At 70.5% G+C, this 15,576-nt stretch carries 14 protein-coding genes; 6 read left to right on the top strand and 8 right to left on the bottom strand.

Going from position 1 to position 15,576, the window contains the following annotated elements; all coding sequences use genetic code 11:
* Positions 1-312 precede the first annotated feature (312 nt).
* Positions 313-1,323, bottom strand: a complete 1,011-nt coding sequence (locus tag OG953_RS28265; RefSeq protein ID WP_405687780.1) for an RNA repair domain-containing protein — start codon at positions 1,321-1,323, stop codon at positions 313-315.
* Between the two features lie 221 nt (positions 1,324-1,544).
* The gene (locus OG953_RS28260) at positions 1,545-2,057 is read right to left on the bottom strand and encodes a DinB family protein (RefSeq protein WP_405687778.1); all 513 of its coding nucleotides are present in this window, start codon (positions 2,055-2,057) and stop codon (positions 1,545-1,547) included.
* 151 nt (positions 2,058-2,208) lie between these two features.
* On the opposite strand from OG953_RS28260, the gene OG953_RS28255 reads away from it, so the two are divergent.
* A complete protein-coding gene (locus OG953_RS28255; protein WP_405687776.1) occupies positions 2,209-3,027 on the top strand; it encodes an immunity 49 family protein in 819 nt (272 codons plus the stop codon).
* Between the two features lie 342 nt (positions 3,028-3,369).
* Here the strand turns inward: OG953_RS28255 and OG953_RS28250 are convergent, their stop codons facing one another.
* From OG953_RS28250 to OG953_RS28240, 3 genes are read right to left on the bottom strand one after another with little or no spacing between them, the layout of a single operon-like run.
* The gene (locus OG953_RS28250) at positions 3,370-4,197 is read right to left on the bottom strand and encodes a sugar phosphate isomerase/epimerase family protein (protein WP_405687775.1); all 828 of its coding nucleotides are present in this window, start codon (positions 4,195-4,197) and stop codon (positions 3,370-3,372) included.
* A complete protein-coding gene (locus tag OG953_RS28245) occupies positions 4,194-5,339 on the bottom strand; it encodes a dihydrodipicolinate synthase family protein (RefSeq protein WP_405687773.1) in 1,146 nt (381 codons plus the stop codon). Before OG953_RS28245 ends, OG953_RS28250 begins: the two co-directional genes overlap by 4 nt.
* Entirely contained in the window at positions 5,336-6,487 is a 1,152-nt protein-coding gene (locus OG953_RS28240) for a Gfo/Idh/MocA family protein (RefSeq protein ID WP_405687772.1), read from the bottom strand. Before OG953_RS28240 ends, OG953_RS28245 begins: the two co-directional genes overlap by 4 nt.
* Positions 6,488-6,595: 108 nt before the next feature.
* Between OG953_RS28240 and OG953_RS28235 the strand changes: the two genes are divergently transcribed.
* Both OG953_RS28235 and OG953_RS28230 read left to right on the top strand, forming a co-directional pair.
* Positions 6,596-7,663, top strand: a complete 1,068-nt coding sequence (locus OG953_RS28235) for a LacI family DNA-binding transcriptional regulator (protein ID WP_405687770.1) — start codon at positions 6,596-6,598, stop codon at positions 7,661-7,663.
* A 113-nt stretch (positions 7,664-7,776) separates the two neighbouring features.
* Positions 7,777-8,565 (top strand): sugar phosphate isomerase/epimerase family protein, encoded by a 789-nt coding sequence (locus OG953_RS28230; protein WP_405687769.1) that lies wholly within the window; start codon positions 7,777-7,779, stop codon positions 8,563-8,565.
* A gap of 10 nt (positions 8,566-8,575) precedes the next feature.
* Here OG953_RS28230 and OG953_RS28225 read toward each other — a convergent pair whose 3' ends face one another.
* Positions 8,576-9,535, bottom strand: a complete 960-nt coding sequence (locus tag OG953_RS28225) for an EamA family transporter (protein WP_405687768.1) — start codon at positions 9,533-9,535, stop codon at positions 8,576-8,578.
* Between the two features lie 106 nt (positions 9,536-9,641).
* Between OG953_RS28225 and OG953_RS28220 the strand changes: the two genes are divergently transcribed.
* Positions 9,642-10,553, top strand: coding sequence for a LysR family transcriptional regulator (locus tag OG953_RS28220; protein ID WP_405687766.1), 912 nt, complete (start codon positions 9,642-9,644; stop codon positions 10,551-10,553).
* Positions 10,554-10,746: 193 nt separating this feature from the next.
* A complete protein-coding gene (locus OG953_RS28215; RefSeq protein WP_405687765.1) occupies positions 10,747-12,612 on the top strand; it encodes a glycoside hydrolase family 3 protein in 1,866 nt (621 codons plus the stop codon).
* A gap of 283 nt (positions 12,613-12,895) precedes the next feature.
* On the opposite strand, the gene OG953_RS28210 is transcribed toward OG953_RS28215, so the two are convergent.
* Together OG953_RS28210 and OG953_RS28205 are read right to left on the bottom strand one after the other, a co-directional pair.
* Positions 12,896-14,365, bottom strand: a complete 1,470-nt coding sequence (locus OG953_RS28210) for a S28 family serine protease (protein WP_405687763.1) — start codon at positions 14,363-14,365, stop codon at positions 12,896-12,898.
* 99 nt (positions 14,366-14,464) lie between these two features.
* The gene (locus OG953_RS28205) at positions 14,465-14,836 is read right to left on the bottom strand and encodes a hypothetical protein (protein ID WP_405687762.1); all 372 of its coding nucleotides are present in this window, start codon (positions 14,834-14,836) and stop codon (positions 14,465-14,467) included.
* Positions 14,837-15,074: 238 nt separating this feature from the next.
* Between OG953_RS28205 and OG953_RS28200 the strand changes: the two genes are divergently transcribed.
* Positions 15,075-15,572: a hypothetical protein gene (locus tag OG953_RS28200; protein ID WP_405687761.1), complete on the top strand. Its 498-nt coding sequence runs from the start codon at positions 15,075-15,077 to the stop codon at positions 15,570-15,572.
* Positions 15,573-15,576: the final 4 nt, after the last annotated feature.

Here is a 15,576-nt window from a genome sequence, read left to right as displayed (position 1 = left end):
CGACAACGCATTCCCGGCCTCGGAGGCCGCCCGTTTCCTGTGGTGACGGCGCCTGAGCAGCGCTGTCCGGACCGCCGGGAACACAGCCGGGCCAAGGCCTGTTGCGCCCATGGTCCAGGATCGGAATGATCAGCAACTCCGGCGTGAGGAGGACGCCTTGGAATACGCCGATGGTCCGAGCGTGCACAGTGTTGTCCATATCGAGGCAGCCGTGCCACGCCCTCCAGGGCATCAAGACGCTCGCCGAGGAGGGCGGTCGGAGCGGCTGGGAAGCTGTTGTCCGGCGGCGCTTTGCCCCAGCCGGCCATGGCCTCATCTTTCGGTGATCCCGGAGAGCCATGCCGTGTCCTCCGGGCCCGGCGCTCCGAGGCCGGGTGCGGGCAGCCGGCGGACCTCGCCCGTGCGCAGGGCGACCGTGGCCCGTGGCCGCATCGGCCCGTCGCCCCTGCGTGAGAGCAGGACGAGTTCCCAGACCGTCGCCACCATGGTGTCGAGCCGGGTGACGCAATCGGCGGTGACTCGCTGCGGATCCCGGGTCCGGCCCAGGGACAGATGTGGGGTGAAGCTCTTGGCGGGCCCACTGCAGCGCGGAAACCGCTGCTGCAACAGGCGGTGCAGGTGGGCCCACGGCGCCTGGCCGGCTGCCGTCGGGTCGAGCCACACGGTGAAGTACGCCCTGTGCCGGAAGGTGCGCACTCCGTCCAGCCGGGCGGTGAAGACCGGCGTCTCGGCCGTCGCCGCGGCGAGCAGCGGGGCGGCCCGCTCGAAGTCGGACTCCGGCACGAAGCCGAAGAGCACATTGACGTGCGGCGGCCACCGGTGGATCTGCGGATCGTAATCCCGGCGGATGTCCTGGATCGGCGGCCACAGCTCCGCAGGCGGGATCCAGGCCACCGCTGTGCGGGCCGTCGGGGGCACGTCGAGGACGCCGCCGGGATCGCCCCTGCCGGAGCTCGTATCGAAGCTCAGGTCCGCTTGCGGTTCCCGCACCCGGCCGGCGCCCGACGCATCGATGCGGTCCACGCCCGTGGCCCGGTCCCAGACCACCTCGCCGTCCGCCTCGATGAACACCACCCGGTGCCACGGGATGTCGCCCCCGGGCACGAATGAAGGCAGCGGGATGCGTTTGCAGGCATCCCCGCGCTGACTGATCCCCAGCACGAACCGGGCCGGGTCGAACCGCGGGTCCCAGCGGACCCGGTGATAGATCTCGTCGCTGGTTCGCATCACGCCTCCTCGCCCACTCACGCCGCGACCGGCCGGACCGCCGCTCCAGTGCGGCTTCACATGCTCCACCTTCACCACGTCCGGCACGTCGGGCACGTCGGGCAGCTTCTCCCGGCCGGTCAGGAGTGCCTCCGCCGACGTGTCGCCCGTGAGGTACCGGCGGAAGAAGGCGACGGTGCAGCCCGTGGCGATCCGGCGCCGGGTGGCCTCGTCGGCCGCTCCAGGACCCCTTCGAGGACGGCCATGTTGGACATGGACCGACGCTACCGGCTCGCACTGGCAATCCCGGCCCGGCCCCCTCGCACCAGCGCCGGCCCTCAGAACCCCGTACGGCCGTCGATACGCTCGCGGATGAGGTCGGCGTGCCCGCAGTGGCGGGCGTACTCGCCGATCATGTGCGTGTATATCCAGCGCAGGGTGACCTGCCCGCCCATGAACGGGCTGGTGTCGTCGAGCGACCGGGCGGCGCAATTCGCCCTGGCCCGCGCAACCTCCGCCTGCCACAACGACAGGGCCTTGTCGTAGCCCGCCCCTTCGACGAGATCGAACCCGCCGTCGTCGGCCGACGGGTCGGCGTCGGGGGTGAAGATCGGCGGCGCGTCCTCCTGGACCAGGACCCGACGGAACCAGTTCCGCTCGACCTCCGCCATGTGCTGGACGAGGCCGAGCAGGCTGATCGGCGAGGGCTCCACGGATGCCTCACGCAACCGCTCGTCGTCGAGGCCCTCGCACTTCTGGGCAAGGGTGGTGCGGTAGAAGTCCAGCCAGCTCGTCAGCGACGTCCGCTCGTCGGCGTCCAGGGGCGGCATGGCGCGGTCGGGAGTGCTCATGGGCGACAGCCTGGCACGAGGGTCTGACAGCGGCAGGCCGTCGAGGGCAAGGGTACGTACGCCGGAGCGGTCCTCGAATACTTCAAGATCTGAATCTGACAAGGGAGATCAGTGGTTACGCGTGTCCCGCCAGAGCTATCCAGTGGCTGAGATGGAGGCAGCCGTCCCCGTCATGGAGAAGTCCCTGGCAAATTCGCTGCAGACCATCGGGACCTCACATCGCGCCAGGAGCGGGGCGCTGACCACGTCGCTGAACGTGGCGCGCATCCGCTGCGTCGGGGACCCGGATGCGGTGATGCTGGAGACCTGGGAATCCTGGCTGCTGACCATGCAGGTGCACTCGGCGGTCTTCGCCGCCACGTTCACCGATCAGGAGACGGTGACCTGCAAGATCCGCCAGGAGGAGCGGCAACTCGCCGCTACCGGACCGCAGTTCTATCTCAATGCGGGGACCTGGCTCAACGCCTTCTTCCTGGCGCTGATCTGCCGGGAGACGGCCCGCCTCGACATGCTGGCGCAAGTGCCGGCGTCGTTGCTGCGTGACTGTGGCGGAGTGCTGGACGAGTACGTCTACGCCTGGGTGGAGACCCTCCGGAGCTTCTGGCTGCGGCGTGACGACGTCAGCCAGCACCTGGTGCGGGCCGTGGACCTGAGCGCTCCCGAGGTCACCCACGTCCTCGATGCCGAGACCATGGGCAAGCTGGAGTACCCGCCGATCATGATGTTCTACCGCTACTTGCGCAACGACGCAGCAGGCTTCAACGAGGCCCTGAACGACGCTCTTCGCTGGCACAAGGAGTACTGGACGGCCGACGAGGACCGCACCCAGAACATCGAAGGAGTCGTGGCCATCGCCCCGTTGGCGGTGGCGTGCCTGGCGAAGGCCAACGGCATTCCGATCGAGGTCGAGTCCGGCTACCTGCCGAGCGCCCTGCTGGACTTCGCCTGGCGCGGCGAGTTCGACGCGTAGCGATCGAGGTCGAGTCCGAGTACCTGCCCGTGGCTCTTCTGAAGCGCAACTGGGTGGGCGAGTTCGATACCTGAGCCTCGCCCTCAGCCGGCGCGGAACGTCTCCGTCGCCTGCGGCTCAACGCGGAGACCCCAGCGGAGAACATGACCGACGCATCTGCGCCCAGGAGACGAAACGGGGTCCGGTCGAAAGACCGGACCCCCCTCGCTTTCCCCCTCCGTCAGGGCTTCCCGATCCCCCCGGATCCCTCCCCGGAAGCGCCCGACGCCAGATATGACCCGGGAGGGTGCCGAACGGTTGCACGTCTTGGTGATCTCTTTACCCTGACGGCAAAAGGCCTTCTCAGCAGGCGTGTTCGGCGTACCGGGACGCGACCTCCGCGAGGACTTCGGCGCCGTCGCGGGCCCAGAGGGCCTCGTTGAAGATCTCCACCTCGATCGGTCCGGTGAAGCCGGTGGCCTCGACCCGTGTGCGGAACGCGCGGAAGTCCACGGCCCCGTCGCCCAGTTGGCCCCGGCCGAGCAGGACGCCCGCCGGGAGCGGGGTGATCCAGTCCGCCAGCTGGAAGGAGTGGATACGGCCGCCCGCGCCCGCCCGGGCGATCTGTGCGGCCGCCTGGTCGTCCCACCAGATGTGGTACGTGTCGACGACCACCCCGACCTGCTCGGCGGGGAAGCGTTCCGCGATGTCCAGGGCCTGGGAGAGCGTGGAGACGACGCAGCGGTCCGAGGCGAACATCGGGTGCAGCGGTTCGATCGCCAGACGTACGCCTCGCTCGGCCGCGTACGGTGCGAGTTCGCCCAGGGCGTCCGCGATCCGCTCACGCGCGCCGTGCAGGTCCTTGCTGCCCGCCGGGAGGCCGCCGGAGACGAGGACCAGGGTGTCGGTGGACAGGGCCGCCGCCTCGTCGAGCGCGGCGCGGTTGTCGTCCAGGGCGCGGGCCCGTTCCGCCGGGTCGATGGCGGTGAAGAAGCCGCCTCGGCAGAGGCTGGTGACCGAGAGGCCGGAATCGGCGAGCAGTCGGGCGGTGCGCTCGATGCCGTACTCCTGCACGGGGGCCCGCCACAGGCCGACCTTGTCGATGCCCGCCTTGACGCAGCCCTCGGTGAGTTCGGGCAGCGACCACTGCTTGATGGTCTCCTGGTTGATGGAGAGACGGCCGTCGCTCATCGGGTGCCTCCGTTGACCGCGAGCAGGGCGCGCATCCGGGATTCGGCCAGCTCCGGGTCGGGGAACAGGCCCAGCCGGTCCGCGAGTTCGTACGCCTTCGCCAGATGCGGCAGCGAGCGCGCGGACTGCAGGCCGCCGACCATGGTGAAGTGGTCCTGATGGCCGGCCAGCCAGGCGAGGAAGACCACGCCCGTCTTGTAGAAGCGGGTGGGCGCCTGGAAGAGGTGGCGGGACAGCTCGACCGTGGGGTCGAGGAGGTCCCGGAAGCCCTGGACGTCCCCGGTGTCCAGGACCCGTACCGCGTGTGCGGCCAGCGGGCCCAGCGGGTCGAAGATGCCGAGCAGCGCGTGGCTGAAGCCCCGGTCGTCGCCCGCGATCAGCTCGGGGTAGTTGAAGTCGTCGCCGGTGTAGCAGCGGACCCCGCCGGGCAGACGGCGGCGGACGTCGATCTCGCGCTCGGCGTCCAGGAGCGAGATCTTGATGCCGTCGACCTTGTCCGGGTGCTCGGCGATGACCTTCAAGAAGGTGTCGGTGGCGGCGTCGAGGTCCGAGGAGCCCCAGTAGCCCTCCAGCGCCGGGTCGAACATCGGGCCGAGCCAGTGCAGGACGACCGGTTCCGAGGCCTGGCGCAGGAGGTGCGCGTACGTCTCCAGGTAGTCCTCGGGCCCCTTTGCCGCGGCGGCGAGCGCGCGGGAGGCCATCAGGATGGGCTGGGCGCCGCCTGACTCGACGAGGGTGAGCTGCTCCTCGTACGCGGACCGCACCTCGGCGAGCGAGACGGGTCCGGCGGGAAGCTGGTCGGTGCCCACGCCACAGGCGATGCGGCCGCCGACCGCCTTCGCCTCGGCGGCGGAACGGCGGATCAGTTCGGCCGCGCCGGCCCAGTCCAGCCCCATGCCGCGCTGGGCGGTGTCCATGGCTTCGGCGACACCGAGACCGTGCGACCAGAGGTGGCGGCGGAAGGCGAGGGTGGCGTCCCAGTCGACGGCGGCCGGTGAGTCGGGGCTGATGTCGGCGTACGGGTCGGCGACGACATGGGCGGCGGAGAAGACCGTACGGGAGGCGAGGGGAGCACTGCCGGGGGCGAGGTCGAGCGGGGTGGTGCGGGGTTCGTACGGGCCCTGCGGGAGGTGGATCGTCACAGCGTCAGCCCCGGTACGTCGAAGCGGCGGCCCTCGGCGGAGGACTTCAGGCCCAGCTCGGCGAGCTGGACGCCGCGTGCGCCGGCCATCAGGTCCCAGGTGTACGGCTCGTCGAGCACGATGTGGCGCAGGAAGAGCTCCCACTGGGCCTTGAAGCCGTTGTCGAAGACGGCGTTGTCGGGGACTTCCTGCCATTGGTCGCGGAACGACTCGGTGACCGGGAGGTCCGGGTTCCAGACCGGCTTGGGGGTGGCCGAGCGGTGCTGGACACGGCAGTTGCGGAGTCCGGCGACGGCGGAGCCGTGGGTTCCGTCGACCTGGAACTCGACGAGCTCGTCGCGGTTGACGCGGACCGTCCAGGAGGAGTTGATCTGCGCGACAGCTCCGCTCTCCAGCTGGAAGATGCCGTACGCGGCGTCGTCGGCGGTGGCGGCGTACGGCTTCCCCTGCTCGTCCCAGCGCTGCGGGATGTGCGTCTGGACGTGCGCCTGGACGGTGGAGACCCGGCCGAACAGCTCGTGGAGCACGTACTCCCAGTGCGGGAACATGTCGACGACGATGCCGCCGCCGTCCTCGGCGCGGTAGTTCCAGGACGGGCGCTGGGCCTCCTGCCAGTCGCCCTCGAAGACCCAGTAGCCGAACTCGCCGCGTACGGAGAGGATCTCGCCGAAGAAGCCGCCGTCGATGAGTCGCTTCAGCTTCAGCAGGCCCGGCAGGAAGATCTTGTCCTGGACGACGCCGTGCTTGATCCCGGCGTCACGGGCCAGGCGGGCCAGCTCCAGGGCGCCCTCGACGTCCGTGGCGGTGGGCTTCTCGGTGTAGATGTGCTTGCCCGCGGCGATCGCCTTCTTGATCGCCTCGACGCGGGCCGAGGTGACCTGGGCGTCGAAGTAGATGTCGATGCTGTCGTCCGCGAGGACCGCGTCGAGGTCGGTCGACCACTCGGTCAGACCGTGCCGGTCGGCGAGCTCCTCCAGCGCATGGGCGCGGCGGCCGACCAGAACGGGCTCGGGCCACAGCACATCGCCGCCGCCGAGATCGAGGCCGCCCTGCTCGCGGATCGCGAGGATCGAGCGCACCAGGTGCTGCCGGTATCCCATGCGACCCGTGACGCCGTTCATGGCGATGCGCACTGTCCTGCGTGTCACGAAGTTCCCTCCATACAGCCGTAGCAAGCGCTTTCTATACGGTATGACGCTAGCCTGCCGACAGCGGCCCGGACAAGAGGGCTCGGTCCAAAACCCTCGGAGGAAGCGATGACAGTCACCCTCGCGGATGTGGCGGCCCGCGCCCGGGTGTCCCCGGCCACCGTCTCCCGCGTGCTGAACGGCAACTACCCGGTGGCCGCGTCCACCCGGGAGCGAGTCCTGCGCGCGGTGGACGACCTGGACTATGTGCTCAACGGGCCCGCGAGTGCACTCGCAGCGGCCACGTCCGACCTGGTCGGCATCCTGGTCAACGACATCGCCGACCCGTTCTTCGGGATCATGGCGGGGGCGGCGCAGACCGAGATCGGCGGACCCGGGGACGGTTCGGGCCGGGCGGGCGGCGAAAAGCTCGCCATCGTCTGCAACACCGGCGGCTCCCCCGAGCGCGAACTCACCTATCTCACCCTGCTCCAGCGCCAGCGCGCCGCGGCCGTCATCCTCACCGGAGGCGCCGTGGAGGACCCGGCGCACCAGGCAGCAATGTCCGCCAAGCTGGCGAAACTCGCGGACGCGGGCACCCGGGTGGTGCTGTGCGGGCGGCCCCCGCTGCCGGACAGCGAGGCGGTCGTGGCCGCACTGGCCTTCGACAACCGGGTCGGGGGGCGTCGCCTCACCGAGCATCTGCTTTCACTCGGCCACCGGCGGATCGGCTATGTCGCGGGCCCGTTGGAGCGGACGACGACCCGGCACCGTCTTGAGGGTCACCGCGACGCGATGAGAGCGGCGGGCCTCGCCGGCGACGAGGAGCGCCTCACCGTCCACGGCCCCTACGACCGCCGCTCCGGCTACGACGCCACCCTCGAACTCCTGCGCCGCGAGCCGGAGGTGACGGCTGTCGTCGCCGCCAACGACACGGTGGCGCTGGGCGCCTGTGCGGCGATCCGGGAGAGCGGTCTGCGCATCCCCGAGGACATCTCGGTGGCGGGCTTCGACGATCTGCCGTTCTCGGTGGACGCGGTACCGGCGCTGACGACCGTACGACTGCCGCTGTTCGAGGCGGGCGCGCGGGCGGGCCGGCTGGCGATGGGCAAGGAGACGCCGCCGCCGGGCGGCATCGCGACGATCGCGGCGGAGCTGATGGTGCGGGGGTCCACGGCGCCGCCGCGGGTGGGCTGAGGTTGCACCCCCGACCCGGGGGTACCGGTATGTCACATCCCGGGCCGATGATGTGCCGGTCGCTGTCCGGCGCGTACGGCGCGGTGACACGTACCGATGGAAGGAACACGCACATGAAGCTCGCTTTCTCGACCCTCGGAGTGCCGGGGATGCCGGTGGCCGATGTCGTCCGGCTGGCCGCAGAGCACGGTTATCAGGGGGTGGAGCTGCGCGCCCACCCCGAGGAACCGGTGCACCCGGGCATCTCGGCGCTCGAACGGGCCGATGTCGTCGAGGAGTTCAAGAAGGGTGGCGTCGAGATCCTGACCGTCGCCGGGTATGTCCGGGTCGCGGCCGAGGGGGACGACCGGGCAGCGCTGGACGAGCTCGCCGGGCTGGTGGAGCTGGCGCACGACCTGGGTGCGAAGAACGTCCGGGTCTTCCCCGGCGGCGGTGACCAGGACCCCGCCGTGGCCGATGCAACCGCTGCCCGCCGGCTGGCCGCCGCCGCGCCGTACGCCGCCGACCTGGGCGTACGCATCCTGCTCGAAACCCATGACTCGCACCGGGCGGGCGCCGATGTGGCCCGGGTCGTCGGGACAGTCGGGCACGGGCAGATCGGCGCGCTCTGGGACGTCATGCACACCTGGCTGGCGGGCGAGGAACCTGCCGCGAGCCATGCGGTGCTGGCCCCGCACCTGGGCTACGTACAGGTGAAGGACATCGCATCGGCCGAGGACACCGAGCCGTTGGCGCTGGGTGCCGGGGTGCTGCCGCTGGGAGCCTGCCTGGACACGCTGGACCCGGACAGCTGGGTCTGCTGGGAGTACGAGAAGCGGTGGCACCCGGGGGCGGCGGAGCTGCCGGGGCTGCTGAGCGCGGGGCGGGAGCATCTGCTGCGGCTGGGGGCACCCAAGTCGTAGGCGGCTGCGGTCAGGCCCGTGCCGGGCGCGGTGCCGGTTCCGGTGTCTCCGGCTCCGCAGGTCCCGCAGTCCCCTCGGGCTCGGGAGCCCGATCCGACGCCGCCCGGCCGGTCCGCCGCGCCCCCGCCAGCGACGTGAGGGCCACCCCGCCGACCAGCAGTACCGCCGCGCACCACCGCAGTGGGCTCACCGACTCGTCGAGCAGCAGCGCCGCCGATGACATCCCGAAGACCGGGACGAGCAGGGTGAACGGGGCCACGGACGACGCCGGGTAGTGACGCAGCAGGAAACCCCACGCCCCGAAGCCGAAAACGGTGGTGATCCAGGCGACGTAGACGATGATCCCGACGCCGCTCCAGTCGAGCGCGGCCAGCGCGTCGGCGTCGCGGTCCCAGCCCTCGAAGAGGAGGGAGAGACCGAGCAGCGGCAGTACGGGCACGGTCGAGACCCACACCATGAAGTTGAGGGAGTCGGGCGGCGCGGCCTTGCGGGTCAGTACGTTGGACACACCCCAGCAGGCCGCCGCCGCGATCACCAGGACGAAGGCGAGTACGGGCCCGCTCGCGCCCTCGTCGACCGCGGCCACCCCTATGCCCACGAGGGCCACCCCCATCCCCAACGCCCTGACCTTTCCCGGCCGTTCATCCAGTGCGAGCGCCGCGAAGAGGGCGGTGAAGACCGCCTGGACCTGGAGCACGAGGGAGGAGAGACCGGCGGGCATTCCGCGGTCCATGCCGATGAAGAGCAGCCCGAACTTCGCCACTCCGAGGACGAGCCCGACACTCACGATCCACTTCCACGCGACCTTGGGCCGGCCGACGAAGAAGACCGCGGGCAGCGCGGCGACCAGGAAGCGCAGGGCGGAGAAGAGCAGCGGCGGGAAGTGCCCGAGGCCGACCTCGATGACGACGAAGTTGACACCCCAGACGGCGGCCACCAGGGCGGCCAGGGCGATGTGGAGGGGACGCATGCACCGAGCATCGCCCGCACCGACCATGTAGCACCAGCGCGGATTTCTTCATGGTGGAATTGAGCGTTGCTAACGAATCGCGAGGGCCTGCATCCGGGAGGTTCCGATGCTCGATATGTCCCGGCTGCGTGCACTGCACGCCGTCTCCGTCCATGGCTCCGTCGCGGGCGCCGCCGCCGCGCTCGGCTACACACCGTCGGCGGTCTCGCAGCAGATCACCAAGCTGGAGCGGGAGACCCGTACGACCCTCCTCGAACGCCGCGGGCGCGGTGTCGCACTGACCGAGGAGGCGCTCCATCTGGCCGAGACGGCCCAGCAGTTGCTGGCGATCGTGGAGCGCGCGGAAACGACGCTGGAGGAGCGCAGGGGGCTGCCCACGGGGCGGCTGTCGATCGGCGCGTTCGCGTCCGCGGCGCGCGGGCTGCTGCCCGGCGTACTGGCCGGGCTGGACCGGGACCATCCGGTCCTGGACGTCCGGTTGACCGAGGTCGATCCGCATCTCTCGGTCGACCTGGTGGCCAAGGGCGTGATCGATCTGGCGGTCGCGCACGACTGGGACATCGCCCCGCTGCCCGCCCCGGAGGGGGTGGCGCAGGCGGTGATCGGTGACGACCGGTGCGATCTGCTGGTGCCCGAGGGCCATCGGCTCGCCGGGCGGGACGCGGTGCGGCGCGAGGAACTGGCGAAGGAGCGGTGGATCTGCCAGCCGCCGGGGACGGTCTGCCACGACTGGCTCGTACGGACGCTGCGTGCGGCGGGTTACGAGCCCGACATCCGGCACCAGGCGGAGGAGAACCACACCCAACTGGCTTTGCTCGCCGCCGGTCTCGGGGTCGCGATGATCCCGCGACTGGGGCGGGGGCCGCTGCCGGCGGGGGTCGTGGCGGTGCCGCTCGATCCCGTACCGGTGCGACGGCTGTACGCGCTGTGGCGTACGGAGGCGGCCCGGCGGCCCGCGATCACGGCGGCGGTGTCGGCACTCCAGGCGCACGGGGCCGCGGTGGGGCTGAGGAGGTGAGGGGTCCCGGCAGTTGTCCCGACCCCGCGCCCCGATCACCGGACCTGCCCGGATTCGCCCGCACCTCCCCGATCACCGGACGGGCTCAAAACGGTCCGGACCCTTGACCGGAAGTTATTTTCTGGATATCCGTGCTCCTTGGAAGTTTCTTTCACCACCCCCCTCGTCCTCAAGTACGGCCGAAGGAGCTCACGTGCACCACCGCCCCTCCAGACGCACCCTCCTCACCGCCACCGCCGCGACCGCCGCAGCCGCCGTCACGGGCGGGGTCGTCGCCCCCGGCGCCGTCGCCGCCCAGAGGTCCGCGAGCAGCGGGCACAGCGGCGGGCACCACACCTCAGCCGCCACCACCGAGCGCCTCAAGCGGCTCATCTCCCGGATGACCCTGGAGGAGAAGGTCGGGCAGCTCTTCGTGATGCGGGTGTACGGGCACTCCGCCACCGAGCCCGACCAGGCCGACATCGACGCCAACATGGCGGAGATCGGGGTCCGTACCGCCGCCGAGATGATCGACAAGTACCACGTCGGCGGGATCATCTACTTCGCCTGGGCGCACAACACCCGCGACCCGCACCAGATCGCCGACCTCTCCAACGGCATCCAGCGCGCCGGCCTCGCCGGCCCCACCCCCCTGCCGCTCCTCGTCTCCACCGACCAGGAGCACGGCATCGTCTGCCGCGTCGGCGAGCCCGCCACCCTGATGCCGGGCGCGATGGCGCTGGGCGCCGGCGGTTCGCGCTCCGACGCCCGCCGGGCCGGGCAGATCGCGGGCGCCGAACTGGCCGCGATCGGCATCAACCAGAACTACGCCCCGGACGCCGACGTCAACGTCAACCCGGCCAACCCGGTGATCGGCGTACGTTCCTTCGGCTCCGACCCGCAGTCCGTCGCCGGGATGGTCGCCGCCCAGGTGAAGGGGTATCAGAGCAGCGGCATCGCCTCGACCGCCAAGCACTTCCCCGGCCACGGCGACACCAACACCGACAGCCACACCGGTCTGCCCGTCATCCGCCACACCCGGGAGCAGTGGGCGGAGCTGGACGAGCCGCCGTTCCGGGCCGCGATCGCCGCGGGCATCGACTCGATCATGACCGCACACATCGTGGTCCCGGCACTGGATCCCGCCGAGGACCCGGCGACGCTGTCCCGCCCGATCCTCACCGGCATCCTGCGCGAGGAGCTCGGCTACGACGGCGTCGTGGTCACCGACTCGCTCGGCATGGAGGGCGTACGGACCAAGTACGGCGACGAGCGCGTGCCGGTCCTCGCGCTTCGGGCGGGCGTCGACCAGCTGCTCAACCCGCCGAACCTCGACGTCTCCTGGAACGCCGTCCTGGAAGCCGTGAAGAACGGTGAGATCAGCGAGGCCAGGATCGAGGAATCGATCCTGCGGATCCTGCGGCTGAAGACGAAGCTCGGGCTGTTCGACGACCCGTTCGTCAGCCATGCGGGGGTGGACCGTACCGTCGGGACGCGGGCCCATCTCGCCGCCGCCGACCGGATCGCCGAGCGCACGACCACACTGCTCGCCAACGACGGCGCGGTGCTGCCGCTCTCCCGCCGCTCCCACAAGAACCTCCTCGTGGTCGGCGCCGATCCGGCCTCCCCGTCCGGCACCACCGGACCGCCGACCACCACCCTGGCCACCGCCTTCGTGGAACTGGGGTACGCGGCAACCGCGCTGTCCACCGGCACCGCCCCCACCAAGGCGAAGATCGACGAGGCGGTGGCGGCCGCACGGGGCAAGGACGCGGTGATCGTGGGGACGTACAACGTCTCGGCGACCAGCTCGCAGCGCACCCTGGTGAGCGCCCTCGCGGCAACCGGCATCCCGGTGATCACGGTCGCGATCCGCAATCCGTACGACATCGCCCAGCTGTCCGGGACCGGGTTCGCGGCGAACCTGGCCACGTACTCCTGGACCGATGTCGAACTGCGGGCCGCCGCCCGGGTGATCGCGGGCCGCGCCGAACCGGAGGGCGCCCTGCCGGTGCCGGTGCAGCGCGCGGACGATCCGGCGCAGGTGCTGCACCCGGTCGGTTACGGGCTGACGTACTAAGACCGACCGGCAAATGGGGGGTGGGAGAAGGAGCGGGGCTGGGTGCGTGCAGCTGCAAGGCGGAGGAGGGAGGCAACGCGAAGGGGGTCCCCCCATGCCTTCAGGGCTATGGGGGAGTTGTCGACTGACGACAACGCCGCAGATGTGCGTGCCCAGCCCCGTGACGCCGCCCCCCATTTGCCGGTCGGTCTAAACCCACGGGAACCGGGAAGGGGCTGTGCACACGCACAGCCCCTTCCTTGGCACGAGGACCGCTTCACGAGGTCCCCTTCGCGAGGACCGCTTACGGCCGCAGCCCGCGCTCGCTCGTCACGTCCCGCTTGTCGAGCCGTTCGTCGAACTTCGCGAGCGGCTTCGCCTTCGCCGGGTCGTCCTGCACGGCGGCCGGGGCGACGCCCGCCCAGCGCAGGATGGCCGCGGTGGCCTTCGCCTTTTCGTCGTCGGCGAGCCCGGCCACGTTGGAGCCGTGGTTGCCGCCGGCCACGGTCATGACATAGCTGTCACGGGCGCCCGCCCCGAGCCGGAAGCGCTCCGCGCCCCACGGGTCGTTCTGCCCGTACACGTACAGCATGTGATTGGCGTGGTGCTTCACCCAGCTGTCGACGTCGCGCATCACCGACGGCTGGAACTTCATCGGGATGGAGCTCGGCACGAAGTTGCGCGGCGGCTGGTATCCGTACCGGCTCAGCTTGCCGAGCCACGGCTGCTCGATGTCCGGCGAGCCGAGCTGGGTCCCCGCCTGGTAGTAGTACGGGGTGTACTTCTCCAGGCCCTGGTCGGAGTAGGCGGAGAAGCCGGAGATCGAGTCGATCGAGTCCCAGATCGCCTGATCGGGGGCGTTCTTGGCGTCGGCCGGGATGGTGTCGCAGTCGGACAGCAGGCTGTACTGCCAGAACGCCCAGACGTAGTCCATGACGACGGCTTCGTACGCCTTGTCGAGCGAGCCGACGGTGTTGAAGGTGTAGCCCTTCTCGGCGGCGTACTCCTCGTACTTCTTCTCCAGCGGCTCGCGGCGGATCAGCGCCTCGCGCTGCACCCCGTTCAGCTTGTCGCGGCACTCCTTGGTGCCGACGTGTCCGAAGAACCGGTCGTACGCCGAGTCCTCCTTATTGACCACGTCGTTGGGCGCGACGTACGCGACGACGCCGTCCATGTCCTTGGGGTAGAAGCGCTCGAAGTACGTGGCGGTCATGCCGCCCTTGGAGCCGCCGGTGGTCAGCCAGTTCTTGGTGTAGATCTGCTTCAGCGCGGTGAAGACGCGGTGCTGGTCGCTGGCGGCCTGCCAGATGTCGAGCTTGGACCAGTCGGCGGGCGCCGGGCGGGACGGGGTGAAGAACCGGTACTCCAGGGAGACCTGGTTGCCGTCGACGATCCGGGTCGGCTCGGAGCGGCTGGGGTTCGTGGAGACGTTGTAGCCGCTGGTGTAGAAGACCGTCGGGCGGGACGTGTCCTTGTGCAGCAGGGTGATGCGCTGCTGGAAGGTGCCCTTGGACGGGTGCCGGTGATCGATCGGCTGGGTGTAGTCGAGGACGAAGTAGCGGTAGCCGTCGTACGGCTTCTCCTCGATGAGACTCATTCCCGGGATGGCCAGGATGCGGTCCCTGATGTCCGTACTCGTGCCGCTGTCACTGCCGGCCGTGCTCCGGAACGCGGTCGGTTCCGCGGCGGTGGCCGCCCCGGCCGAGGCACCCGTCGCACTCGCTGTGCCGATGAGCACCGCGAGCGACAGGAACCCTCTGAGCGCCTTGCGCATGCACCCTCCCCTTGATTCACAACAGACGTCGTGAACCTAGCGGGGCAACACCTGTACCGCCAGACCCTGTTCGCACGGAGCGGCGACGAGCCGCCGCCGTCAGCAGAGAATCCAGTCCGTGGAGCCGGACCTTCCCGAGATCGTGGCCGAGGCCCGGACGCACCGGTTCAGCGCGTGGACCGTCACCGGGCCTGCCTGTCGGGTGTAACTGCCGCTGTCGACGACGGGGCTGCCGCCGCGCGCCTGGATGCGCACGGACATCGTGCGGCGCGGACCCGGCTTCTTCGCGACCGCGACCGCGCAGGCGTAGGAGCGGTTCTTGTAGACGCGCAGCTCGCCGGTCTTGAACCCGACCGTCTTCGCGGGGCGCCCAGCGCAGGCCGTTGCGGCGTCCGCGCTGTTCGCCGCACTGCCGCCGAGCACCAGGCCGACGGCGGCCACCAGCGGCAGGACGAACAGACGCACAAGCATCCGGCACCCCCGGCCACTTCCGCCCCCGCCGACCGCTCCGGCTTTTCCGGTCCCTCTGATCACCAGCAGCCCCATCGTCCGATCGAACATTTACGCCCTTGCTCGACACATACACGTACATGCGTACGACGCAGGAGGCCATCCGGAGGTTGCACCCGGCGCGCTCCGCCTCCGGAGCAACCAAATCGCCACAGCATGGCTCCAACAGGGCAGAGCCACACGAAAGGCAGGAACTGCCATGCTCCAACTCCGCAACTCACAGGGCCCCCGCGGCCGGCGCACCATCGGCCGGACGCTGCTCGCCACCGCTCTCCTCACCGTCGTCGCCGCGGTCCCGGCCGCCGCGGCTGCCCCGCAGGCCCCGGTGGCCGCGGCGCCGGTACGCAGCGACGCCGGCACCCCGGCTTTCCAGCAGGTTGCCCACTTCTACGCCGCCTACGTCGATGCCGTCACGGCGGAGGGCGGCGGCAAGCTCGCCACCGCCCTGAGGACGTTCTATCTGACGCCCCACCTGCGCACCCAGCTGAAGACGTGGGAGAAGCACAACCACGCGGACGGTGTGCTCCGCGCCCAGAACACCCCGCTCGCCTTCCGGGTCACCTCCGGTGACAGCGGCGCGGGCCACACCTGGTCGAAGGTGCGGCTCACCTGGAGCAACGGCAAGCACCCCACGTACTCGTATCTGACCGTGCGGTCGGACCTTCAGACCGGCAAGATCTCCGGCATCGGCGAGTGAACCG

The sequence above is a fragment of the Streptomyces sp. NBC_00057 genome, assembly GCF_045041165.1.
Taxonomy (GTDB): domain Bacteria; phylum Actinomycetota; class Actinomycetes; order Streptomycetales; family Streptomycetaceae; genus Streptomyces.
The sequence above is the reverse complement of the archived record's forward strand: the minus strand, read 5'-3'. Positions and strand labels throughout refer to the sequence as shown.

Excerpts from the sequence above, each read along its gene's own strand:
- OG953_RS28260 (WP_405687778.1), bottom strand. The coding sequence starts at position 2,057 with ATGAGCACTCCCGACCGCGCCATGCCGCCCCTGGACGCCGACGAGCGG.
- OG953_RS28255 (WP_405687776.1), top strand. The coding sequence starts at position 2,209 with ATGGAGGCAGCCGTCCCCGTCATGGAGAAGTCCCTGGCAAATTCGCTG.
- OG953_RS28250 (WP_405687775.1), bottom strand. The coding sequence starts at position 4,197 with ATGAGCGACGGCCGTCTCTCCATCAACCAGGAGACCATCAAGCAGTGG.
- OG953_RS28235 (WP_405687770.1), top strand. The coding sequence starts at position 6,596 with ATGACAGTCACCCTCGCGGATGTGGCGGCCCGCGCCCGGGTGTCCCCG.
- OG953_RS28230 (WP_405687769.1), top strand. The coding sequence starts at position 7,777 with ATGAAGCTCGCTTTCTCGACCCTCGGAGTGCCGGGGATGCCGGTGGCC.
- OG953_RS28225 (WP_405687768.1), bottom strand. The coding sequence starts at position 9,535 with ATGCGTCCCCTCCACATCGCCCTGGCCGCCCTGGTGGCCGCCGTCTGG.
- OG953_RS28220 (WP_405687766.1), top strand. The coding sequence starts at position 9,642 with ATGCTCGATATGTCCCGGCTGCGTGCACTGCACGCCGTCTCCGTCCAT.
- OG953_RS28210 (WP_405687763.1), bottom strand. The coding sequence starts at position 14,365 with ATGCGCAAGGCGCTCAGAGGGTTCCTGTCGCTCGCGGTGCTCATCGGC.
- OG953_RS28205 (WP_405687762.1), bottom strand. The coding sequence starts at position 14,836 with ATGCTTGTGCGTCTGTTCGTCCTGCCGCTGGTGGCCGCCGTCGGCCTG.
- OG953_RS28200 (WP_405687761.1), top strand. The coding sequence starts at position 15,075 with ATGCTCCAACTCCGCAACTCACAGGGCCCCCGCGGCCGGCGCACCATC.